This is a genomic window from Mesorhizobium sp. PUT5 (assembly GCF_052216645.1).
Taxonomy (GTDB): domain Bacteria; phylum Pseudomonadota; class Alphaproteobacteria; order Rhizobiales; family Rhizobiaceae; genus Mesorhizobium.
This window is the reverse complement of sequence record NZ_JBQOSO010000003.1, coordinates 2,579,705-2,602,085: the sequence shown is the minus strand read 5'-3', so window position 1 is coordinate 2,602,085 and position 22,381 is coordinate 2,579,705. Positions and strand designations below refer to the sequence as shown.

Genomic DNA, 22,381 nt, shown 5'->3' with positions numbered 1-22,381 from the left:
GACCAGATGACGGACAAACCCCTTTACCGGCGCGTGCTGTTGAAGGCGTCGGGCGAGGCGCTCATGGGCGAGCAACATTTCGGCATCGACGTCTCCGTCGTCGACCGCATTGCAGCTGACATCGCCGAGGCGCGCTCGCTGGGCGTCGAGGTGGGCGTGGTGATCGGCGGCGGCAACATCTTCCGCGGCGTGGCCGTCGCTTCCAAGGGCGGCGATCGCGTCACCGGCGACCATATGGGCATGCTCGCCACCGTCATCAACTCGTTGGCGCTGCGGACCTCGCTCATCAAGATCGGTGTCGAAGCGGTGGTGCTGTCGGCCATCGCCATGCCGGAATTGTGCGAGAGCTTCTCGCAGCGGCAGGCAACGGCCTACATGAACGAGGGCAAGGTGGTGATCTTCGCCGGCGGCACCGGCAACCCGTTCTTCACAACCGATTCGGCCGCGGCACTGCGCGCCGCCGAGATCGGCGCGGATGCGCTGTTCAAGGGCACGCAGGTCGACGGCGTCTATTCGGCCGACCCCAAGAAGGATCCTTCCGCGGAGCGCTTCGAGCGCATCACCCACGAGGAGGTCATCCGGCAGGGGCTGTCGATCATGGACACCGCCGCAATTGCGCTTGCACGCGAAAACAACATTCCGATAATCGTCTTTTCCATCCACGAGAAGGGCGGGTTCGGAAAGATATTGAAAGGTGGCGGCCGTTGCACGATCGTTGCCGACAATTGATCCACAGGGTTTTCCCTGAAGCACAGTGCCTGTCGGGAACAGGCCGGGGAGATAGCGATGAGTAACGACTATGACGATCTGAGGCGGCGCATGGATGGCGCGATCGGCGCCTTCAAGCACGACCTCGCTTCGCTGCGCACGGGGCGCGCGTCGAGCAACCTTCTGGATGCCATCCAGGTGCAGGCATATGGCACGGCCATGCCCATCAACCAGGTGGCGACGGTCTCGGTGCCGGAACCGCGCATGCTGTCCGTTTCGGTGTGGGACAAGTCCATGGTGGGTGCGGTCGACCGCGCCATCCGCGAATCGAACCTCGGCTTCAACCCGATCGTCGACGGTACCAACCTGCGCATTCCGCTGCCGGAACTGAACGAACAGCGCCGCAAGGAACTGGTGAAGATCTCGCACAACTATGCCGAGAACGCGCGCGTGGCGGTGCGTCATGTGCGGCGCGACGGCATGGACTTCCTCAAGAAGGCCGAAAAGGACGGCGATATCAGCGAGGACGATCACCGCAAGGAGGCCGACCGCGTCCAGAAGCTGACTGACGAGACGATCGGCACCATAGACAGCCTGCTTTCCGAGAAGGAAGCCGAGATCATGCAGGTTTAGGCCGGTCGGCCTTTTAGCGTGGCCGCGCAAAGCCGGCTCGAAAGCGAGACCATGACGACACTGGGGGCAATGCCCGCGCATGTCGCGATCATCATGGACGGCAATGGACGCTGGGCCAAGGCACGCGGCCTGCCGCGTGTTGCCGGCCATCGGGCGGGTGTGGAGGCGCTGCGCCGCACGGTGCGTGCCGCGCCCGGCTTCGGCATTTCCTGGCTGACGGTCTATGCCTTCTCCTCCGAGAACTGGTCGCGCCCGAAATCCGAGGTCAGCGACCTGATGGGGCTGCTCAAGATCTTCATCCGCCGCGATCTCGCCGAATTGCACCAGAACGGTGTGCGGGTGCGCATCATCGGCGACAGGCAGGGGCTTCAGCCCGACATCAAGGCGCTGCTGGAGGAGGCCGAATCGCTTACCGCTGGCAACGCGGCGCTGACCCTGGTCATCGCGTTCAACTATGGCGGCCGGGACGAGATCGTGCGGGCGACACGCAAGCTGGCCGCCGCCGCCGCGCGCGGCGAGATCGAACCTGAAGCCATCGACGCCGACATGTTCGCGGGTGCGCTGGACACGGCGGGCATTCCCGAACCGGAGCTTGTGATCCGCACCAGCGGCGAACTGCGGCTTTCAAATTTCCTGCCTTGGCAGACTGCCTACAGCGAACTGGCCTTCCTGCCCTGCTACTGGCCCGATTTCACGCGCGAGCATCTGGTGGAGGCCTTGCGCGATTTCGCCGGTCGCGAGCGCCGATTCGGCGGTCTGGCAGCGCAAGACATCGCCCTGTGAGCGGCATGAGCAATCTCCAGCTCCGAATCGTTTCGGCCGTCGTGCTGGCGGCGGTCGTGCTCGGCCTGACTTTCCTCGGCGGGCTGCCGTTCCGGCTGCTGTCGGCGCTGATCGCGGCGGCGGTCTTCTACGAATGGACGCGCATGTCGCGCCCCGGGACAGTCTCCGGCGGGGCCGGACTTGTCTTCGACCTGATGATGGCGGTGTTCGTCGCCGCACTTGCATGGGGCCTGCCGGCGGCGACGCTGCTCGTGCTGCTGGCCGTATTGGCGGCCGTCTGCGCTGGCGTGACGGCCTTGCGCGGGGCAGGGCGCTGGGAAGCTCCCGGCTTGCTCTATGCAGGCCTGTCGGGCTTCTGCCTGGCGCTGCTGCGCGACGGCGACCGCTCCGGGCTGGTGGCGATCCTGTTCCTGTTCGCGGTGGTGTGGGCGACCGACATCTTCGCCTATTTCGTCGGTCGCGCCATCGGCGGGCCGAAGCTGGCGCCGTCGATCTCGCCCGGCAAGACCCAGAGCGGCGCGCTGGGCGGGCTGGCGGGCGGCGTTGCGGCGGGCGTTCTGCTGGCGGCGGCGGCGGGTGCCGGCAACCTTGCGGCATTGGGGCTGGTGGCGCTTTTCCTGTCGATCGTCTCGCAGGCGGGCGATCTCTTCGAATCCTGGATCAAACGGCGCCACGGATGCAAGGATTCGGGCGCCGTCATCCCCGGTCACGGCGGCGTGATGGACCGGGTGGACGGGCTTGTCGCGGCGGCGCTCGCCCTGTACGTCATCGGCTGGATCGCGGCTTCGGCCGAGAATCCGGCGCACGGGCTGTTTCCTGCCTGAGCGCCGGCGCGGCGGCTGTCACGGATTTGCCTGGTTTGGCACGAAAGACCGACCGTCAGGAAATGAGGGCTTGAATTGAGCGAAATCCTGCGCGCGGCATTCGGCACGGAAAGCCTCATCATCGGCACGCTGGTGCCTTTCCTTTTCGTGCTGACGGCGGTCGTATTCGTGCACGAGATGGGCCATTATCTGGTCGGACGCCTGTGCGGCATCGGCGTGCGGGCGTTCTCGATCGGCTTCGGCCCCGAATTGATCGGTTTCAACGATCGCCACGGCACGCGCTGGAAACTGTGCGCCATTCCGCTCGGCGGCTACGTCAAGTTCGTCGGCGACGTGAGCGCCACCTCCTCCCAGCCTGGCGCCGAAGAAGCCGAGACGCTGAGCGAGGAAGAACGCAAGGTCGCCTTCCACACCCAGCCGGTATGGAAGCGCGCGGCCACGGTGGTCGCCGGGCCGCTCTTCAATTTCCTGCTCACCATCGTGGTCTTCGCGGTGCTGTTCGGTGCCTATGGCCGCTACGTGGCAGAGCCCATGGTGGCGGAGGTGACCGCCGGCAGCCCGGCCCAGGCGGCCGGCATCGAGCCCGGGGACCGCTTCGTCAGCGTCGACGGCGAGAAGGTGGAGTCCTTCGCCGACGTCCAGCGGCTGGTCTCCGGCCGGGCGGGCGACACGCTCACCTTCGTCATGTTGCGCGACGGCAAGGAGATCACCGTCAGGGCTACGCCCCGGCCGGTCGAGCAGGAGGATGCGCTCGGCAACAAGGTCAAGGTTGCGGTGATCGGCGTCGTCAACAACAGGGAGGTCGGCCAGCCGCGGCACATCGCCTACAGCCCGGGCGGCGCCGTGGTGGCGGCGGTGGAGGAGACAGGTTACATCATTTCCCGCACCGGCCAGTTCCTGAAGCGATTCGTCGTCGGCCGCGAAGACAAGTGCCAGCTCGGCGGTCCGGTGAAGATCGCCGGCATGGCCGGCCAGGCCGCCAAGCTGGGCTTCGAATGGCTGGTGCAGCTCGTGGCGATGCTGTCGGTCGGCATAGGCATACTGAACCTTCTGCCGATTCCGCCCCTCGACGGCGGGCACCTGGCCTTCTATGCGGTGGAGGCGGTGATCCGGCGTCCCGTATCGGAACGGGTGATGGAAGCGGTTTATCGCACCGGCCTGTTCCTGGTGCTCTGCTTCATGGGATTCGTATTCTGGAATGATCTGTTTGGGTGCTGAAATCATGAAGAAATTCGATTTCGGCACTCCCTCTGGCAAGACCGCGTTTACCATGACCGGGGATATGCGTGACGCGAAAGCCACGCCGCATGGGGAAGTAAATGCAAATTAACCAGAAGCCTTGCGTGTAGGGAAAATCCGGTTAATACGGTACGAGAATTGACCCGACGTCCGGTTTTCTCGCCGTGGGGACTTCGAGAAAAAGGTTAAGTAGCCCGATGAAGGCAGCATCCAAGTTTCTGAGCGCCGCGTCCGCGGCGGCGTTGTCCGCCGCTGTGGCCCTGCCCGGTTCGCTCGCAGTACAGTTTGTTGCCGTCTCGACCGCCGAGGCCGCGGTGGTCAGCCGCGTGGAGGTGCAGGGCAACCGGCGCATCGACGCCGAAACGATCCGCAACTATGTGCAGATCAAGCCTGGCAAGTCGTTCTCCAGCGCCGACATCGACGCGGCCGTGAAGGCACTGTTCGGCACCGGTCTGTTCTCGGACGTGCAGATCACGCAGGTCGGCTCTGCGCTGGTCGTCAAGGTTTCCGAGTACCAGGTGGTCAATCAGGTCCTGTTCCAGGGCAACAAGAAGATCAAGGATGCGCAGCTCTCCATGACGGTGCAGCTCAAGCCGCGCAGCTCTTTCTCGCAGGCCGCGCTCGATGCCGATGTCGAGGCGATCAAGGCAGCCTACCGTCATATCGGGCGCGACGACGCGCAGATCACCACCCAGGTCATGGATCTGGGCGAAAACCGCGTGAACGTCGTCTTCCACATCAACGAAGGCGGGCGCACCAAGATCGCGGCGATCAACTTCGTCGGGAATCACGCCTATTCGAGCCGCCGCCTGGCCGACGTCATCAGCACCAAGCGCTCGAACGTGCTGTCCTTCATCCTGCGCGACGACGTGTATGACGAGGACAAGCTGCGTGCCGACGAGGAGCAACTGCGTCGCTTCTATTACAATCACGGTTATGCCGACTTCCAGGTCGTGTCCGCCTTCGGCGAACTCGATGAGGCCACCAACCAGTACACGATCACCATCACCGTGCAGGAAGGCGACCGCTACACCTTCGGCGACGTCAGCGTCAACAGTTCGATTCCCGAGGTCGACAGCAATGCGCTCATGTCGGTGGTCGAGACCCGCAAGGGCGACGTCTACAATGCCAAGGATGTCGAGGATTCAATCATCGCGCTGACCGAGAGGGTGGCCGGCCAAGGCTACGCCTTCGCCCAGGTCACGCCGCGCGGTGACCGCAATTTCGAGAATCACACCATTTCGGTGGTCTATACGATCGACCAGGGCGCCAAGGCCTATGTCGAGCGCATCGAGATTCGCGGCAACAACCGCACGCGCGACTACGTCATCCGCCGCGAGTTCGACGTGAGCGAGGGCGACGCCTTCAACCAGGTGCTCATTCAGCGCGCGAAGAAGCGGCTGGAAGCGCTTGATTATTTCGAAAAGGTCGACATTTCCACGGCCCCCGGCTCCGAGCCGGACCAGGTGATCCTGGTGGTCGATGTCGTCGAGAAGTCGACGGGCGAGTTCTCGATCGGCGCTGGCTATTCGACCGGCGGCGAGACCCCCGGCGCCACGATCTCCGGCTCCATCACCGAGCGCAACTTCCTCGGCCGCGGCCAGTTCATCCGCCTGTCGGCGGGCGGCGGCAGGCACTCGCGTGATTACGCCATCTCCTTCACCGAGCCCTATTTCCTGGGCCGTCGCATTGCCGCGGGCTTCGATATCTACAGGTCGACGCGCCGCTACAATTACACCTACGATTCGGAGACGACCGGCGGCACGGTGCGCTTCGGCTTGCCGATCACGCAAAACATCACCACCCAGGTCGCCTACAATCTCTCCAAGGAAGAGTATAAGTACGACGATAGCTGCCTGAACGAGTTCGGCGTGTTCGATCCCGCCAAGTGCAACATCTCGCAGGCGATTCAGGACGCAATCATCGATCCGACCACGGGCGAGGCGCGCGGGCCCTGGATCAAGTCGTCGGTCAGCGGCAACGTGATCTACAACACGATCGACGACATGAAGAACCCGCACTACGGCATCTATGCCAATGCGGGCGTCGAGGTGGCCGGTCTGGGCGGCGACGCCAAGTTCGTGAAATACACGGCACGCGGTTCGGTTTACCAGACCCTGTCGGACGAACTGGACATCGTCGGCCTGGTGTCCGGCGGTGCCGGCTTCATCCAGGGTTACGGCCACAACGGCCTACGGGTGTTCGACCACTTCGAGAACAGCGATCGCATGATTCGCGGTTTCGACTACAACGGCATCGGGCCGGTCGCGTCCAACGGTGCGGGCGGGTTCGACCACCTGGGCGGCACGACGTATTTCAACGCATCGGCTGAAGCGCAGTTTCCGCTGCCCGTCGTGCCGGAGAGCCTCGGCTTGCGTGGTGCGGTGTTTGCCGATGCGGCGACGCTCTACGGCAACAAGGTCGCTGGCGTCGATCCTTCCAGCGTCGGCATGAAGTGGCGCGCGTCGGTTGGTATCGGCCTGATGTGGGCCTCGCCTTTCGGGCCGCTGCGCATCGACTATGCGAAGCCGGTCAAGAAGGAAGCGACCGACGACGTTCAGGAATTCAATTTCGGCATATCGACCCGCTTCTAATTTGCGGGTATAGCGGCGCGACCGGGCCATGTGGCCCGGGACGCAGCCACGCGATCCAGCAGGATATTGCTCTGGAATGACCGATCCGGTGTTCTTTGTGCCTTCGCGCCGGTACACGGTAGCTGAAGTCGCGAGTCTGACCGGGGCAGACCTGACCAATCCCGCCTATGCCGACGCCGGCATCGCAACCATCGCTTCTGCGGGCGACGGGGGCCAGCATGCGCTGGTCTTCGTGGACGGCAAGCGCAATGCCGCGCTGATGCCGGGATTGAAGGCGACCGCGGTGCTGTGCACCTTGGAGATCGCGGACAAGGCTCCTTCGGGGGTTGCCGTCCTCGTCCATGCGCGGCCGCAACAGGCGTTTGCCATGATCGGCCGCCTGCTTTTCCCCGCTGCCGCCACGCCCGTGCCGCTGACGTCGGAAACAGGCATTTCGGACCGTGCCTTCATCGATCCTCTCGCCAAGGTGGAAAAGGGCGCCGTGATCGAGGCCGGTGCGGTCATCGGGCCCCATGTCTCGATCGGCAGCGGTACCGTCGTGGCCCCGAACGCCGTGATCGGAAGCCAATGCCAACTCGGCCGCGATTGCTACGTCGGGCCGGGGGCCAGCCTGCAATACGCGCTGCTCGGCAACCGTGTCATCGTCCATGGCGGCGCCAGGATCGGCCAGGACGGCTTCGGTTTCGTGCCGGGCGCCAAGGGGCCGGAGCGCGTGCCGCAGATCGGCCGTGTCGTCATCCAGGACGACGTCGAGATCGGCTCCAACACCACGGTGGACCGCGGTGCCATGGCCGACACGGTGATCGGCGAAGGCACCAAGATCGATAATCTGGTCCAGATCGCCCACAATGTGCGCATCGGTCGCGGCTGCATCATTGCCGGCCATTGCGGCCTTTCCGGTTCTGTGACATTAGGCGATTTCGTCATGCTGGGCGGCAGGGTCGGCATCGCCGACCACATCACCGTGGGGGACCGGGCGCAGGTGGCGGCGTCTTCCGGCCTGATGTACGACATTCCGGCAGGTGAGCGCTGGGCGGGCCTGCCGGCACAGCCGATGCGCGATTTCTTCCGCGAGCTTTCGGCGATCCGGGCCTTTACCAAGCACGGAAGAGGGGACAAGAATGGCTGATCCGGCCGGAACCACGCTTGAAGCGGCCGACATATTGGGGCTGATGAAGCTCCTGCCGCACCGCTACCCGTTCCTGATGATCGACCGCATCATCGACATCGATGGCGACGATTCCGCGATAGGCGTCAAGAATGTCACCATCAACGAGCCGCATTTCCAGGGTCATTTCCCCGAGCGGCCGGTAATGCCCGGCGTGCTCATCGTGGAGGCGATGGCCCAGACTGCAGGCGCCATCTGCATTCGCGCAGCCGGCGCGACGAAGCCTTCGCTGGTTTATTTCCTGACGATCGACGGAGCCAAGTTCCGCAAGCCGGTCGTCCCCGGAGACCAGCTGATGCTGCATGTGCGAAAGCTGAAGAAGCGCGGCAACCTGCTCAAGTTTGCCTGCGAGGGGATCGTGGACGGCGCGAAGGTGGCAGAGGCCGAGATTCAGGCCATGATGGTCGACGACGACTGAGACAAGGGTGTTCATGAAGACCGAGACCGTCATCCATCCCTCGTCCGTCGTGGAGCCGGGCGCGCGCCTCGGGGCCGGCGTGCGCATCGGCCCGTTCTGCCATGTGAGCGCCGATGCCGTCCTTGGCGATGGCGTCGAGCTCGTCAGCCACGTGGCGGTTCGTAGCGCTACGACCATCGGCGCCGGCACCAAAGTCTATCCCATGGCAACCCTTGGCGCGCCGCCTCAGAACATGCGCCACAAGGGCGGCCGCACGACGCTGACCATCGGGGCCAACTGCACGATCCGCGAAGGCGTCACCATGCATGTGGGCACCGACAGCAGCCGCGGCGCGACAGAGGTGGGCGACAACGGCAACTTCCTCGCCTATGCGCATATCGCGCATGACTGTATAGTCGGGAAAAACGCGACCTTCGCCAATGGCGCCACGCTCGGCGGCCATTGCGAGATCGGCGACAACGTCAATATCGGCGGGCTGACTGCAGTGCACCAGTTCGTTCGCGTGGGCGACAATGCCTTCCTCGCCGGTTGCTCGGCGATCGTGGGCGATGTCATCCCGTTTGCGATCGCGTCCGGCAACCGGGCCAAGCTGCGCGGCCTGAACATCATCGGCCTGAAGCGCTCCGGCCTTTCGCATTCGGAACTCCACTTGCTGCGCCGGGCCTACCGCACGGTATTCGACCGCTCGCATCTCATCGCGGAAAACATCGTGCGGGCCAGGGTCGAGTTCGCGGACTCGCCGTCCGCCATGAAGATCATCGACTTCATCTCCAGCCGCGGCAAACGGCAATACACGATGCCGCCGCTGAAGGCCGGTGCCGATGACGATTCCGACGACGACGTCTGACGGCTCCGATCTCTTTCGGCTGGCGCCCGGCGCCAAGGTCGGCATCATAGCCGGCGGCGGCAAGCTCCCCATCGAAGTCGCCGATGCATTGGCCGTCCAGGGCCATCCCCCCTTCGTGCTGGCGGTTCAGGGCGAGATGGATCGCGTCGCCGAACTCGCCAGGCACGAGCATGTGGTGATGCCGCTTGAGGAGATCGGGTCGCTGATCGGCGTGCTGCGCCGCCATCGCGTCACCCATGTGGTGCTGGCGGGCGAGATCCGGCGGCGCCCGCGGCTTCGCGCCATGCGCATCAATGCCGGGCTTTTCGCCATTGCCCTACACGTGGTGTCGGCGCTGGCGCGCGGCGGCGACGACGGCCTGCTGAAGGTGGTGGTGCGCGCCTTCGAGGCGCGGGGCTTCAAGGTTGTCGGTGCGCATGAGGTGGTGCCCGAGCTGGTCGCCAGCGAGGGATTATGGACCAAGGCCGCGCCGCAAAAGGCCGACTGGCGCGACATCGAGGCCGCCCGTGCGGCAGCCGAGGCGATCGGCGCACTGGATATCGGCCAGGGCGCCGTGGCGATAGGCGGACGCGCCATCGCGCTGGAGGGCATCGAGGGCACGGATGCGATGCTGGAGCGGGTAAGGGACCTGCGTGGGCACGGCCGTCTCGGCGGAAAGGCGCGCGGCGTGCTGGTCAAATGCGCAAAGCCGGGACAGGAGATGCGTGCGGACATGCCGGCCGTCGGTCCCCAGACCGTCGAAGGCGCGCATGCCGCCGGTCTCGCCGGCATTGCGGTCGAGGCGGGCTGCTCGCTGGTTCTGGACGGGCCGCAGATGATCGCTCATGCCGATCGGCTCGGCCTGTTCGTGCTTGGTCTGCCGGCGAAGGGCAAGCCGCATGACGGATGAGCGGCCGCTGAGGATAGCCATCGTCGCCGGCGAGGAATCGGGCGACCTGCTCGGCGCCGATCTTGTAGCGGGGCTCCAGCGTGCCACCGGCCGCCGGATAGAGCTTATCGGGCTGGGCGGCAGGCATCTGGAGGCGTTGGGCCTCGTTTCCCTGTTCGATGCGGGCGAGATCGCACTGATCGGCGTCAGCGCCATATTGCGCGGCCTTCCGCGGCTGATGCGGCGGATCGGGCAGGCCGCCGCCGCCATCGCTGCCGCCAGGCCCGATTGCCTCATCACCATCGATAGCCCGGATTTCTCGCTGCGCGTGGCAAGGAAGGTCCGTGCCGCCGATCGCACGATCCCCATCGTTCACTACGTTTGCCCCAGCGTGTGGGCCTGGCGGCCGGGCAGGGCGCCAGCCATGCGCTCTTATGTCGATCGTATCCTGTGCATCCTGCCGTTCGAGGTGCGGGAACTGGAACGGCTTGGCGGCCCGCCAGGCACCTATGTGGGCCATCGCTTGCGGCATGACGACAATGTCGAGGCCGCCGCCGCCGCGCAAGCCGGGGCCCGCGACCTGTCCGACGCCCGCGTCAAGACGCTTCTGCTTCTGCCGGGCTCGCGAAGGAGCGAGGTCGGGCGACTGCTCGGGCCGTTCGGCGAGACGGTCTCCCTGTTGCGCGCGCGGGGCCATCGTCTGCGGCTTGTCTTGCCGACCGTGCCGCACGTTGCCGAGGCAGTTCGGGCAGGGGTGGCGGGCTGGGCCGAGAAGCCGCAGATCGTCACGGATCCGGCAGGCAAGTGGCGCGCCTTCGGCGAGGCCGACGCGGCCCTGATTTCTTCCGGGACGGTTTCGCTGGAACTGGCTTTGTCCGGCGTGCCGATGATTTCGTGCTACAGGCTGGACCCGATCATGCGCCTGGTGGCGCCGCATCTTCTCAAGGTCTGGTCGGCCTGCCTGCCGAACCTGATCGCTGATCGCGCCCTGGTGCCTGAATTCTACGACCAGTTCGTGCGGCCGCAGATACTGGTCCGCCAGATCGAGGCGCTGTTCATGGACGACGGCATGCGCGCCTGGCAGAAGGCGGGCTTCGCCGAAGTGCGCCGACGCATGGACACGCCACGGCCGGCCGGCGAGATCGCGGCCCAAGCGGTGCTCTCGCACATCAAATGAAAAAGCGCCCCGAAGGGCGCTTTTTCCTTTTCGTTTCACCGCTTGGCGATCGGCACGTAGTCGCGCTCGGTCGCGCCGGTGTAGAGCTGGCGCGGACGGCCGATCTTCTGGCGCGGGTCCTCGATCATCTCCTTCCACTGCGCGATCCAGCCGACGGTGCGGGCCACCGCGAACAGCACGGTGAACATGGTGGTGGGGAAGCCGAGCGCCTTGAGCGTGATGCCGGAATAGAAGTCGACGTTCGGGTAGAGCTTCTTCTCGATGAAATATTCGTCGGTGAGAGCGATCTTCTCAAGCTCCATGGCGATGTCGAGCAGCGGATCGTCCTTGATGCCCAATTCGCCCAGCACCTCATGCGCCGTCTTCTGCATGATCTTGGCGCGCGGATCATAGTTCTTGTAGACGCGGTGGCCGAAGCCCATCAGCCGGAAGGGGTCGTTCTTGTCCTTGGCGCGGGCGATGAATTCGGGGATGTGGTCGACATGGCCGATCTCGGCCAGCATGTTCAGGGCCGCCTCATTGGCGCCGCCATGGGCCGGGCCCCACAGGCAGGCGATGCCGGCCGCGATGCAGGCGAAGGGGTTGGCGCCGGAAGAGCCTGCCAGGCGCACGGTGGAGGTGGAGGCGTTCTGCTCGTGGTCCGCGTGCAGGATGAAGATGCGCTCCATGGCGCGCGCCAGAACCGGGTTGACCTTGTATTCCTCGCACGGAACCGCAAAGCACATGTGCAGGAAGTTGGCGGCGAAGTTCAATTCGTTCTTCGGATAAACGAAGGGCTGGCCGATATGGTACTTGTAGGCCATCGCCGCGATGGTCGGCATCTTGGCGATCAGCCGCATCGACGCGACCATGCGCTGGTATGGATCGGATATGTCGGTGGAATCGTGGTAGAAGGCCGAAAGCGCGCCGACCACGCCGCACATCACCGCCATCGGGTGCGCGTCGCGGCGGAAGCCGGTGAAGAAGCGCGACATCTGCTCGTGCACCATGGTGTGGCGCGTGATGCGGTAGTCGAAATCGTCTTTCTGCGCCTTGGTGGGCAGTTCGCCGTAGAGAAGCAGGTAGCAGACTTCCAGGAAGTCGCCGTGCTCGGCCAGTTGGTCGATTGGATAGCCGCGGTGCAGCAGCACGCCGGCGTCGCCGTCGATGTAGGTGATCTGCGATTCGCAGCTTGCGGTGGAGGTGAAGCCGGGGTCGTAGGTGAAGGCGCCGGTTGCCGCGTAAAGCGAGCTTATGTCGACGACGTCCGGTCCGATCGTGCCGCTTCGCACGTTGAATTCGTGAGTTTTGCCGCCCAGTTCCAGTTTCGCAGTCTGTTCGGTCATTGCAAACTCCTTCTCATGTTCTCTTGCCCGCAAGGCAAAACCATCCTGCATCGCAATTGCTGGGAACTCTCGAAAATCGAAAATGCCCCTCGGCCGGGGCCTAACTCGATTGGTCCAGCGCTAATGTTGCACCGCAAAATGCGCGTTTCAATGTCAATCTTCTTGGTCCAGAATTCCTAATCGATTTGATCCCTGAGGCGGCCGAGGCTTTCCTCGCGCCCCAGCACGGCCAGCACATCAAAGACACCGGGCGACGTGCTGCGGCCCGTCAGCGCGGCACGCAAGGGTTGCGCTACTTTGCCGAGCTTCAGTCCGGCGCCCTCGGCATAGACGCGCACGACTGCCTCGGTGCTGGCGGCGGTCCATTCGCCGAGCGCCTCGAAGGCGGGCAGAACCGCCTTGAGCACCGCCCGGGCGTCCGTATCGAGGATGGCCTGCGCCTTCTCGTCGAGCTTCAGGGGGCGGTCCGCGACGATGAAGCCAGCGCTGTCGGCAAGTTCGACGAGGGTCTTGGCGCGCTCCTTCAGCCCCGGCATGGCCTGGAGAAGCTGGGCCCTGGCGTGCGCGTCGAGCTTCGCCGTCAGAGCCGCGCCGTCGGGCAGGTGCGGCAGGGTCTCGATCAGCAGGCGAGCGAGTTTCTCGTCGTCCATGGCGCGCATGTGCACGCCGTTCAGCGCTTCCAGCTTGGCGAAGTCGAACCGCGCGGCGCCCTTGTTGACGTCGACAATATCGAACCAGTCGATCATCTGCGGGATCGACATGACCTCGTCGTCGCCGTGGCTCCAGCCGAGCCGGGCCAGATAATTGAGCAGCGCTTCCGGCAAATAGCCCATGGCGCGGTAGGCTTCCACGCCGAGCGCGCCGTGACGCTTGGACAGCTTCGCCCCGTCGGCGCCATGGATCAGCGGGATATGCGCCATCTTCGGCACCGGCCAGCCCATGGCGTCGTAGATCACCGTCTGGCGGGCGGCGTTGGTGAGGTGGTCGTCTCCCCGGATGATGTGGGTGACGCCCATGTCGTGGTCGTCCACAACCACCGCATGCATATAGGTGGGGTTGCCGTCGGAGCGCAGGATGATGAAATCGTCCAGGTCCTTGTTGGGGAAGCGCACCTCACCCTGCACGAGGTCGTGCACCAACGTCTCGCCCTCGGAAGGCGCCTTGATTCGGATGGCGCCGCGCACGCCCTTCGGCGCTTCGGACGGGTCGCGGTCGCGCCAGCGCCCGTCATAGCGCGGCGGGCGCCCCTCGGCGCGGGCCTTCTCGCGCATCTCGTCCAGCTCGGCCGGCGTGGCATAGCAGTAATAGGCCTTGCCGAGGCGCACGAGTTCCTCTGCGACCTCGCGGTGGCGAGGCGCCCGCTCGAACTGCGACACTGGCTCGCCGTCGCAGTTCAGGCCCAGCCACGACAGGCCCTCGAGAATCGCTGCCGTTGCGGCTTCGGTGGAGCGTTCGCGATCGGTGTCTTCGATGCGCAGCAGCATGGTGCCGCCGGTGTGCCTGGCATAGAGCCAGTTGAACAGCGCCGTTCGCGCGCCGCCGATATGCAGGAAGCCGGTGGGCGAGGGGGCGAAGCGGGTGACGACCTTGTCGGACATGGGGCTCCCGGTGGGGCGGGTGGAGGTATGAGCTTTCGAAGCTCGGGCGTTCATGTAGCATAGGAGGTCGGTGGCGCAAGGGGCGAGACCGTGGCCGGAGGGGACCGAGGCACGGATTGGAGCGGAAACGCGGCGGCGAACGACGTCAGCGAGCGCGATCTGCTTGGCCGCGGGCCGGGGGCGGCGGTTTTGTTTGCTCCGGTTTCCCCGCCTGTGCCGAACCGCGGTCCCGCGCAGGAGGCGACGCCATCCGCCCAGGAGGCCAGGGCGTCATTCCTGAAAGCCGTGCACGGCCGTCGGAGCCGGCTTTCCGTCAGGCGTCTGCGGGCCGGCGTGGCCGAGGCCGCCGAACTGGAACTTGACCGTGGCGCGGCCTTCCTGCTTGTGCCGGTGTTTTTGGGCGCAGGCATAAGCTGGTATTTTGCGCTGCCGCAGGAGCCCGGTTTCCTCCAGCCGGTGGCGATCTCGCTGGCGCTGGCCGTGATCGCATTCACGGCGCGGTCGCGGCCGCGTGCGTATCTGCTGTCGATGGCCGCGTTGATGTGCGCGCTGGGTGTGCTGGCCGGCAAGCTGGAAACCTGGCGTATGGACACGGCCATGCTGGGCGCCGAGATTTCGACCAGCGTCACCGGCAGGGTTGTTTCCATCGATCGGATGGCGAGCGGCCGGGTTCGGCTGACCGTCGACGTGACGCAGACGGCCCGGCCCAAATTGCGCTACGCGCCCGAACGGGTGCGGCTTTCGGCGCGCAAGGTGCCGGATGGACTGCGGCCCGGTATGACCGTGAGCGGCTTCGCCCGGCTGCTGCCGCCCACCGGGCCGGTGCGGCCAGGCGGCTATGACTATTCCTTCCAGAGCTTTTTCGACGGAATAGGTGCAACCGGTTTCTACCTGACCGACCCCAAGCTGCTGGCCTCGACCGACATTCCTGCCCGAGCGTTCATGTCCACCGCCATCGAGAGCGCGCGAGAGACCGTCGCGGCTCGCATCCGGGCCGGCATCGGCGGCCCCGAAGGCGAGATCGCGGCTGCGCTGATCGTGGGCGTGCGCGCCGGCATTCCGGAAGAGATCAATGAGTCCATGCGGCGCACGGGCATCTATCACATCATCTCGATCTCCGGCCTGCATATGGCGCTGGTGGCCGGAACGATCATGGGTCTGCTGCGCGGGGCGTTCGCGTTATTCCCGGAATATTCCTCCCGCCATCCGGTGAAGAAATATGCGGCTTTCGCGGCGCTGGTCGCCACCGCCGCCTATTTGCTGATCTCTGGCATGGTGGTCGCGGCCGAGCGCAGCTTCGTCATGCTGGCGGTGATGCTGGTGGCCGTGCTGTTCGATCGCGCGGCACTCACGCTGCGGAACCTTGCCATATCGGCACTGGTCGTCATCCTGGTTTCGCCCCATGAAGTGGTCGGGCCGAGCTTCCAGATGTCGTTTGCGGCAACCGCGGCACTGGTGGGCGGCTTCGCAGCCTGGACGGACTATCGGGCCGGGAAGGTTCGCCGGGTCCGGGCACACGGGCCAGGACGCGGATTGGCGGGCGTCGTCGCCGGCTGGTTCTGGAAGAGCCTGCTTGCGGCAGCGGCCACCACGATCGTCGCCGGTACCGCCACCACGCTCTACGCGGCCTGGCATTTCCAGCGGGTGTCGCCGCTCAGCCTGTTCGCCAATCTCGCCGTGATGCCGGTGGTGTCGCTCGTCGTCATGCCCTTCGCCGTGTTCAGCGCCCTTTTGATGCCGTTCGGACTCGACTGGCCCTTCCTCTACGTGATGGGCAAGGGGCTGGCGGCGATGATCGCCATCTCGAACTGGCTGTCGGAGCGTTCTCCGGTCGACGGCATCGGCCTGATCTCGCTCGAATCGGTGCTTCTGACCACGGTGGCGCTGGTGATCGGCACCATGGCCACGACGCGGCTGCGACTGGCCGCGATACCATTCGTGGTTCTCGGGCTGCTGACGCTGCGCGCGGTGCAGGCACCCGACGTGCTGGTCTCGGAAGATGCACGGCTCGTCGCAGTGCCGATCGGAGGCGGGGAGATCGCGGTCAACCGGGAGCGGCCGAACGCGTTCACCATGGAGAATTGGAGCCGTGCGCTGAATGCGGAGATCGCCGTCCCGCCGGAGGCGCTGAAAGGGCGCGACCTGCGCTATGCGGGCGAGGGTGCGCCGGACCTGCCGCCGGGATCGCCCTTCATGTGCGCCGCCCGATCGTGCGTGGCCCGCCATCCTTCGGGGGCGATTGTCGTGCATGCGGCAAATACGGCAGCGGCGCGGCCGGCCTGCGCGTTTGCCGCGCTCATCGTCATAGATGACGCGACGGCGGCCGATCCCTGCAGCGATCCGCTCGTGGCCGTGCTGACCAAGCGCGATCTCGCCCGGTCCGGCAGCGCGGCCATCCGCTTCGACGCGAATTCCGCTGCCGCGCCTGCCGAAATCCGGTTCGCAGTCGAAAACGACTATCGTCCGTGGCATCTCCAGCGCCGGTTTTCGCGCGAGGCGAGAGGTCTGGCGCCCTATCAGGCCAATTCCGGCCCCAGAAGTCGCGCTCAAGGAATCTCCAGAACGGCCAACCGCAACGAGAACAGTTCCAAAGCGCCCCATGGCAGCCAGGGCGATCGCGGCCGAGGCGATGACGAAGCCGACGACGGCTGAGATGGCAGGCGCATCGAGCAACCTTCCAGGCCGGTGGTGGAGGGAGCCTCGCGCTCTGAACGATATCAAGGGACGTATCGGCATGCGGACGGCAAGAGAGCCCGCCCGATAGCGCTGCCAGCCACATTCGCTGGCTGCCTGAGCCCGCAGCTAGGCAACAACACGGGGCAATCACGGGGCAATATGGAATCTCTGCCCGTGATTTCCGCGCGCAAGGGACCGGACGGCCCGGAGAACCTCCCGAATGGGGCAGGCCATCGGCAACTGTCGTCAATATCGCCGGATCAGCCCGACCAGCTTGCCCTGGACCTTCACCCGGTCCGGCCCGAAAATGCGCGTTTCATAGGCGGGGTTAGCCGCTTCCAGCGCAATCGACGCGCCCTTGCGGCGGAAACGCTTCAGGGTAGCTTCCTCCTCGTCTACCAGCGCCACCACGATTTCACCCGGATTGGCGGTGTTTGCGTTGCGGATGATGACCGTATCTCCATCGAAGATGCCGGCCTCGATCATCGAATCGCCCTTGACCTCAAGCGCATAGTGCTCGCCGCCGGCGATCATGTCCGGCGGCACCGAGATGGAATGGGTCTTGTGCTGGATGGCGTCTATGGGCACGCCGGCTGCGATCCGGCCCATAACCGGGATGGAAATGGAGGCCGTGGCCTCGTCGTCGTTGCCCGGCGCCTGCCGCGGCGCCTCCCTGGCCGGCCGGCCGAGACTGCCCTGGATGACGCTGGGCGAGAACTTGCGCGCGGCATTGAGGCCCGGCGCGATCGAATCGGGCAGCCGCAGCACCTCAAGCGCGCGCGCGCGGTTGGGCAGCCGGCGGATGAAGCCGCGCTCCTCCAGTGCCGTGATCAGCCGGTGGATGCCTGATTTCGACGCAAGATCGAGCGCTTCCTTCATTTCGTCGAAGGAAGGCGGAATGCCGCTCTCCTTCAATCTTTCGTGAATGAAGAGGAGAAGCTCGTGTTGCTTGCGCGTCAGCATGGTGCCCCCGAATGATCGGAATCGGAAAAACAAACCCGGAACAAACACTATCTGTTCCAGTTGTGTTCCGCAACGCTTAAAGTTCGATGAATGTTTGGGAGGGCGGGTGGCATTATCCTGCGCCGAGGCTCCGCCAGAGGCCCGGCTCCGTCCGGTCCCTTTCGCCGGTCGCCGAGCCGCTTCAAATCATCGTGAAGTAGCCGGGAGGGCAAGAACCGGCCGGTGCGCGCTCTAGCTATTCGTCCGGGGGATTTCCAGAGGTGCCATCTTTCACAGGAGAATAGCATGATCAAGACAGTTCTGATCGCTGGTTCGCTGACGGCTATTGCCGCCTTCCCGGCATTTGCCGCAACGGATTACTGGGTGGCGCAGGATGCCGGCACCAAGAAGTGCCAGGTCGTGTCCAGCAAGCCCGACGGCAAGAAGATGATGGATGTCGGCAGCAAGATGTATACGGCCAAGGCGAATGCCGAAAAGGCCATGAAAATGCTGTCGGCTTGCAAATAGCCTGCTCCGTGCCTGCCCGGCTATGCGCGCCTATGCGCCGGCCGGGCTTCTCGTCTGTGCTGCAGGACGCTTGGCCGATGGGCCGCGCAGGCGCATGATAGGCTCCCATGCGGGTCGAACTGTTGGAAAGGCGGGCGGTGCGATGGTCAGGCGTTTGGCATGCATAACGGCTGCGGCACTTGCCGTCGTTCCGGCCTCCATGGACGGTGCCCGCGCCGGCGACACCGTTGCGGCCATGGAGACCGCCCGGCCGGGTTCGCCGGATGCAGGCGTTCCGGCTGGAACGAAACTAACCACCTACACCGGCCCGATGACGATCACGCAGGCTGGAACCGTCATCGAAGGGCAGATCATCAACGGTTCTCTTCGGATTACTGCTCCCGACGTCATCATCAAGAACTGCGTCATCAACTATGATGGCTGGTGGGGCATCGACGCCGAAGGCGCCAAGAACATCACCATCCAGAACTGCGAGATCACCGGCCCCGGCTATGCCAAGAACGCCAATGCGGCCATTCTCGGCAGCGGCAACTTCATCGGCAACGACATCTCCAAGTCGGAGAACGGCATTGTCCTGACCGGCGGCGCCAGCACGGTGAAGGGCAACTATATCCACGACCTCGCCGCCGCCGGCGCCGACCCGCACTATGACGGCATCGCCGTGCAGGGCGCCCAGAACGGAGTGCTGATCGAGGGCAACACGGTGATCGGCCGCGATACCTCCGACATCTTCATCAAGAACAATTTCGGGCCGATCAACGACGTCACCGTCAAGGGCAACCTGCTGCTCGGCGATGCCGGCTATCAGGTCTATGTCGACGGCCGTGACAAGGGCGGCGCCATCACCGGCGTCACCATCGCAGACAATTACGTGCAGAAGGGGGGATATGGCTATTATTCGGTGGACAACAGCAAGCCCCTGATTTCCGGCAATGTCGAATTCCTGCCGGGTAAGATGCCGCGTTCGATGCTGGAAACGGGAGTGCATCCGGCTGGGTGGCCGGCAACGCCCGAATAAAAGATGAGGTCCGGCGCCACCGGGCACGCTTCGGCAGAAGCGCCCCGGTGCGGCGCGTGACCATCGCGAAAATAGGCAAGTTGACTCCCGAGCAGGCGCGATAGGTCGCAAAGGATTTGCTGGCGTCCGTAAGGCGACGTCGGTGCTGCCCGCGGATATTGCAAGTTTGCATTTTTCCTTGCGGAAGAAGCCGACAACGGCGAACCGTGTGGGCAATCATTGGTGCCATGTATTCAGAGCGACTACTGTCCCCGCCGGACGCTTCCGTAAGGCCCCGAGGGGCACAATTTTTCGAAGCCGTAAAAAGGGCGTGCTTAAATGCGTCTCACATTGAGACGTTTGACCCGGACACCGCCTTGCCTTTGGCTTAAGTCAGTCACACCCGCCGCCCCAATTCGGGGTGCCACCGCCGATTGCGCAGGCAAAGTCGTCTTGCGACTGCCGCATTTCCCAATAATTCCGCTCGTCGCGCAGGCGGTCGGCATAGAGTTCTGTGTCGGCCGATGGCTCGCCTTCGGTTGCGGGATTTGCAATCGCAATGGCCATGACCAGCCCGACGATGGCCATCGATACCAGGACCGGATCGATATCTCCTGCCTTGGTTCCGGCAACTGTTTCGGGAGGCTCGGAATAGGAGTCCGCGAATGGCGTACCGATGGAAATCCCATAGCGTTGACTGAGCCTGGTCGATGCATAGCGGTCGCCCAGCTTCGCCGCTGCTGTCAGCCATGCCACCGCCTTCTTGTCATCACCCGTGTCGGAAAAATACTTGCCGACGCGTTCCATTGCCCGTGAGTGGCCGAGAAGTCCTGCGCGCTCATGCAGGCCGAGTGCCTCTTTCTCCGTATCCTTGAAGACAAGCCCGTCGCGTCTGCCCTGCGCTCTGCCTTTATCCCTATCGAGGTCGTAAAGCGTCGCCAGCATCTCCATGGCGTCGATGTCGCCCTGGGCCGCTGCGGCTTTCAACAGCCTTTCGGCGAGCGCCGCATCCTTGGGGATGCCAAGGTGGTCGGTGATGCTGTCGTAGTCGGGGATGAGGAAGCGCGCCGCGGTGGCCTCCGCCATGGCATCGTTCTTCTTTATCAGGGGATCGAGCCCGTTCCACGCCTTTGCGAGGTAATTGTCGCTGGTTTGTCGGTCGAAAGCCGGCGCTCCCGCCAGCGGATCACTGTTCCCATACATGAGCCCAAGCCGGTAAGACGCCTCAGGCCGCCCCTGCGCGTCCGCCTTGGATAGCCAATAGAACGCCTTCGCGGCATCGACCGGCACACCTATGCCGTCATAATACATCACACCAAGCGCGCCCTGGACCGCCGCGTTTCCTTCCATGGCCGCTTTCGCGAAAGCAGCGTTCGCATCCACCGGGCGCTTGTCGGTCAAGGCCTGCAACGCGATATCGATGGAGTTCTCGCCTTGTCCCGCAGCTGACGCGAATGTTTCACCCGCGAGCAACACAAAAGCCGCCATCACAGGGATGCATCCGGCATGATGGAGCGCCTTGGCGGCACGACGGATTCTCATCTCGCTTTCCTCCAAAGCTTAGCCAAGAACCGTCCTCGCCCGCTGAGCCAATCGCATCGTAGCCACCAACGGGCGGGCACCGACCACGTTAGCCATTTCCGCGCGCGGTGGCCTTAAATGAGGTCATGATCCATGTCAGGGCCAGGCCCAGAAAGGCTCCCAGAACCGCCCACACCAAAATCGACCAGATCGAGAAGGGCGAATTCAGGCGACTGGCGGTATTCAGAAGGGTCATGTCGATAAAATTTAGGACGATGGCGCCAACTACGGCGGCCCGTGCATATCTCGATCGATCGCCACGAGGCCGGCTGACAGCTTCCGTCGCCGTTTCGGGTGCTGGCCCTCTAATGAATCTATTTCGTATCCATACAATTATGGACGCAATTAGCGCTCCCCCTATGGCTGATCCAAACACCGACCCCGGCGTAGTTATCACTTCGGTACTGCCGGAAGGTTCAAAGTATGGAGATAGCAGGTTTATTGCGGCTCCAACTGCCGCACCAGCTATCGCGGGCCACTTATAATTCCATCTCATCTGGATTCGGTCCCCACACGCGACGCCTCGATGAAGAGCGCATTTCCGGCCAATACGTCGCCAAACCGGCTCAAGGAGACCCCCGCCGCCGTTCCATCAAATTCGAGTCGCCGAAATGAAATGATCTGAGGGCCGGCAAGCCCCATCGCAATACGGTAGGCGCGGGGCCGGCATCGCGCAATAAATCGTGGCTAGACTTTTCGGGCTACCGCTTCGCCTTGTCCAACCCCGTCGCCCGCAAGCATAGGGCTTGCCCCTGGCGTCCTTGCCGCCTCGCAGTTCGCTCCGCTCTCCAGGAGATGGATATCCACCTGCGATACCTCTTTTGAGCATGCTGTTGGAGAACCGATTATCGGTCAATGTAGCCCGCGCTAAAATTCCGCTACGCAAACAGAACATTCAAGGGGGCAGAATGTCAGCGTCTGAATGGATCGGCGCCGCCATCATCGTCGGCGGGCTTGCGATGACAAACCCGACAGTCGAGGATACAGAAAGCGAAGTTCGCCAGCTAATACTCGCCGAGATTGCCAACACCGGCATAACGCAAGATGCCGATGCCGGCACCAACATCGTAACCGGCCTTTGCAAGTTGGCGATAGAAGACTGTTACAACCTCATCCGGGCAACACTGACCATAGAAACACGAAGTTTCTTCGTCGCAAAAGACATCACGATCCACGGCGCGGGCGGCATCAATCTCCGCTGCATCGGTGCTATTAAACACCTTTGGTGCCCAAAGTTCCTGAACGATAGTCCGGCGTCGAAGCAAACTTGATTTGGCAGACAACAAGAGCGAAGCTATATGGCGAGGCTGCCGGCTCCCGGTTTCAGCACGCAGCATATGGACACTTGCCGCCGTCGCTGTTCGCGTCGTGATGGATGGGCCGCCGTCGGCGGGTGGGGCTGACAACGCACGCACCCACCTTGCCCGTGCAACAGCGCACGGGCAATCCGTGTTACCTCCCTCAATACCCGGCCG

At 64.2% G+C, this 22,381-nt stretch carries 19 protein-coding genes; 15 read left to right on the top strand and 4 right to left on the bottom strand.

Annotation, left to right across the window (positions count from 1 at the left end; translation table 11 throughout):
• Positions 1-6 precede the first annotated feature (6 nt).
• The 11 genes from pyrH (at position 7) to lpxB (ending at position 11,259) form a co-directional block, all read left to right on the top strand.
• Entirely contained in the window at positions 7-729 is a 723-nt protein-coding gene (pyrH, locus tag ACTDI4_RS14205; protein ID WP_442841762.1) for a UMP kinase, read from the top strand.
• A gap of 57 nt (positions 730-786) precedes the next feature.
• Positions 787-1,341 carry a ribosome recycling factor gene (gene frr, locus ACTDI4_RS14200; protein ID WP_442841761.1) on the top strand — a complete coding sequence of 185 codons (555 nt, stop codon included), beginning with the start codon at positions 787-789 and terminating at the stop codon, positions 1,339-1,341.
• A gap of 51 nt (positions 1,342-1,392) precedes the next feature.
• A complete protein-coding gene (locus ACTDI4_RS14195; protein WP_442841760.1) occupies positions 1,393-2,124 on the top strand; it encodes an isoprenyl transferase in 732 nt (243 codons plus the stop codon).
• A gap of 5 nt (positions 2,125-2,129) precedes the next feature.
• Positions 2,130-2,948, top strand: coding sequence for a phosphatidate cytidylyltransferase (locus ACTDI4_RS14190; protein WP_442841759.1), 819 nt, complete (start codon positions 2,130-2,132; stop codon positions 2,946-2,948).
• Positions 2,949-3,023: 75 nt separating this feature from the next.
• Entirely contained in the window at positions 3,024-4,166 is a 1,143-nt protein-coding gene (gene rseP, locus ACTDI4_RS14185) for an RIP metalloprotease RseP (protein ID WP_442841758.1), read from the top strand.
• Positions 4,167-4,384: 218 nt separating this feature from the next.
• Positions 4,385-6,781, top strand: a complete 2,397-nt coding sequence (gene bamA / locus ACTDI4_RS14180; protein ID WP_442841757.1) for an outer membrane protein assembly factor BamA — start codon at positions 4,385-4,387, stop codon at positions 6,779-6,781.
• A gap of 76 nt (positions 6,782-6,857) precedes the next feature.
• Positions 6,858-7,910, top strand: coding sequence for a UDP-3-O-(3-hydroxymyristoyl)glucosamine N-acyltransferase (gene lpxD / locus ACTDI4_RS14175; RefSeq protein WP_442841756.1), 1,053 nt, complete (start codon positions 6,858-6,860; stop codon positions 7,908-7,910).
• A complete protein-coding gene (fabZ, locus tag ACTDI4_RS14170) occupies positions 7,903-8,367 on the top strand; it encodes a 3-hydroxyacyl-ACP dehydratase FabZ (protein ID WP_442841755.1) in 465 nt (154 codons plus the stop codon). The genes lpxD and fabZ overlap by 8 nt, the downstream gene beginning before the upstream one ends.
• A 13-nt stretch (positions 8,368-8,380) precedes the next feature.
• Entirely contained in the window at positions 8,381-9,214 is an 834-nt protein-coding gene (lpxA, locus tag ACTDI4_RS14165) for an acyl-ACP--UDP-N-acetylglucosamine O-acyltransferase (protein WP_442841754.1), read from the top strand.
• Entirely contained in the window at positions 9,189-10,103 is a 915-nt protein-coding gene (locus tag ACTDI4_RS14160) for an LpxI family protein (RefSeq protein ID WP_442841753.1), read from the top strand. The genes lpxA and ACTDI4_RS14160 overlap by 26 nt, the downstream gene beginning before the upstream one ends.
• Positions 10,093-11,259, top strand: a complete 1,167-nt coding sequence (gene lpxB / locus ACTDI4_RS14155) for a lipid-A-disaccharide synthase (RefSeq protein ID WP_442841752.1) — start codon at positions 10,093-10,095, stop codon at positions 11,257-11,259. The genes ACTDI4_RS14160 and lpxB overlap by 11 nt, the downstream gene beginning before the upstream one ends.
• Before the next feature lie 35 nt (positions 11,260-11,294).
• Here the strand turns inward: lpxB and gltA are convergent, their stop codons facing one another.
• On the bottom strand, positions 11,295-12,584 hold the full coding sequence (gene gltA, locus ACTDI4_RS14150) for a citrate synthase (protein ID WP_442841751.1): 1,290 nt from the start codon (positions 12,582-12,584) through the stop codon (positions 11,295-11,297).
• A gap of 176 nt (positions 12,585-12,760) precedes the next feature.
• Complete coding sequence (gene gltX, locus ACTDI4_RS14145) at positions 12,761-14,182, bottom strand: glutamate--tRNA ligase (protein ID WP_442841750.1); 1,422 nt, start codon at positions 14,180-14,182, stop codon at positions 12,761-12,763.
• A gap of 90 nt (positions 14,183-14,272) precedes the next feature.
• Here gltX and ACTDI4_RS14140 point away from each other — a divergent pair, with 90 nt between their 5' ends.
• Positions 14,273-16,834 carry a ComEC/Rec2 family competence protein gene (locus ACTDI4_RS14140; RefSeq protein ID WP_442841749.1) on the top strand — a complete coding sequence of 854 codons (2,562 nt, stop codon included), beginning with the start codon at positions 14,273-14,275 and terminating at the stop codon, positions 16,832-16,834.
• Between the two features lie 270 nt (positions 16,835-17,104).
• On the opposite strand, the gene lexA is transcribed toward ACTDI4_RS14140, so the two are convergent.
• On the bottom strand, positions 17,105-17,821 hold the full coding sequence (gene lexA / locus ACTDI4_RS14135; protein ID WP_442841748.1) for a transcriptional repressor LexA: 717 nt from the start codon (positions 17,819-17,821) through the stop codon (positions 17,105-17,107).
• A gap of 285 nt (positions 17,822-18,106) precedes the next feature.
• On the opposite strand from lexA, the gene ACTDI4_RS14130 reads away from it, so the two are divergent.
• Together ACTDI4_RS14130 and ACTDI4_RS14125 are read left to right on the top strand one after the other, a co-directional pair.
• Positions 18,107-18,328, top strand: coding sequence for a hypothetical protein (locus tag ACTDI4_RS14130; protein WP_442841747.1), 222 nt, complete (start codon positions 18,107-18,109; stop codon positions 18,326-18,328).
• 142 nt (positions 18,329-18,470) lie between these two features.
• Complete coding sequence (locus ACTDI4_RS14125; RefSeq protein ID WP_442841746.1) at positions 18,471-19,346, top strand: right-handed parallel beta-helix repeat-containing protein; 876 nt, start codon at positions 18,471-18,473, stop codon at positions 19,344-19,346.
• Positions 19,347-19,718: 372 nt separating this feature from the next.
• Here ACTDI4_RS14125 and ACTDI4_RS14120 read toward each other — a convergent pair whose 3' ends face one another.
• A complete protein-coding gene (locus ACTDI4_RS14120) occupies positions 19,719-20,867 on the bottom strand; it encodes a tetratricopeptide repeat protein (protein ID WP_442841745.1) in 1,149 nt (382 codons plus the stop codon).
• 860 nt (positions 20,868-21,727) lie between these two features.
• Between ACTDI4_RS14120 and ACTDI4_RS14115 the strand changes: the two genes are divergently transcribed.
• A complete protein-coding gene (locus ACTDI4_RS14115) occupies positions 21,728-22,177 on the top strand; it encodes a hypothetical protein (protein ID WP_442841744.1) in 450 nt (149 codons plus the stop codon).
• The last annotated feature ends 204 nt before the right edge of the window (positions 22,178-22,381 follow it).

What these genes read in the sequence shown, in the direction of transcription:
- pyrH (WP_442841762.1), top strand. Translation starts at nt 7, where the DNA reads ATGACGGACAAACCCCTTTACCGGCGCGTGCTGTTGAAGGCGTCGGGC.
- frr (WP_442841761.1), top strand. Translation starts at nt 787, where the DNA reads ATGAGTAACGACTATGACGATCTGAGGCGGCGCATGGATGGCGCGATC.
- ACTDI4_RS14195 (WP_442841760.1), top strand. Translation starts at nt 1,393, where the DNA reads ATGACGACACTGGGGGCAATGCCCGCGCATGTCGCGATCATCATGGAC.
- ACTDI4_RS14190 (WP_442841759.1), top strand. Translation starts at nt 2,130, where the DNA reads ATGAGCAATCTCCAGCTCCGAATCGTTTCGGCCGTCGTGCTGGCGGCG.
- bamA (WP_442841757.1), top strand. Translation starts at nt 4,385, where the DNA reads ATGAAGGCAGCATCCAAGTTTCTGAGCGCCGCGTCCGCGGCGGCGTTG.
- lpxD (WP_442841756.1), top strand. Translation starts at nt 6,858, where the DNA reads ATGACCGATCCGGTGTTCTTTGTGCCTTCGCGCCGGTACACGGTAGCT.
- fabZ (WP_442841755.1), top strand. Translation starts at nt 7,903, where the DNA reads ATGGCTGATCCGGCCGGAACCACGCTTGAAGCGGCCGACATATTGGGG.
- lpxA (WP_442841754.1), top strand. Translation starts at nt 8,381, where the DNA reads ATGAAGACCGAGACCGTCATCCATCCCTCGTCCGTCGTGGAGCCGGGC.
- ACTDI4_RS14160 (WP_442841753.1), top strand. Translation starts at nt 9,189, where the DNA reads ATGACGATTCCGACGACGACGTCTGACGGCTCCGATCTCTTTCGGCTG.
- lpxB (WP_442841752.1), top strand. Translation starts at nt 10,093, where the DNA reads ATGACGGATGAGCGGCCGCTGAGGATAGCCATCGTCGCCGGCGAGGAA.
- gltA (WP_442841751.1), bottom strand. Translation starts at nt 12,584, where the DNA reads ATGACCGAACAGACTGCGAAACTGGAACTGGGCGGCAAAACTCACGAA.
- gltX (WP_442841750.1), bottom strand. Translation starts at nt 14,182, where the DNA reads ATGTCCGACAAGGTCGTCACCCGCTTCGCCCCCTCGCCCACCGGCTTC.
- lexA (WP_442841748.1), bottom strand. Translation starts at nt 17,821, where the DNA reads ATGCTGACGCGCAAGCAACACGAGCTTCTCCTCTTCATTCACGAAAGA.
- ACTDI4_RS14130 (WP_442841747.1), top strand. Translation starts at nt 18,107, where the DNA reads ATGATCAAGACAGTTCTGATCGCTGGTTCGCTGACGGCTATTGCCGCC.
- ACTDI4_RS14125 (WP_442841746.1), top strand. Translation starts at nt 18,471, where the DNA reads ATGGTCAGGCGTTTGGCATGCATAACGGCTGCGGCACTTGCCGTCGTT.
- ACTDI4_RS14120 (WP_442841745.1), bottom strand. Translation starts at nt 20,867, where the DNA reads ATGAGAATCCGTCGTGCCGCCAAGGCGCTCCATCATGCCGGATGCATC.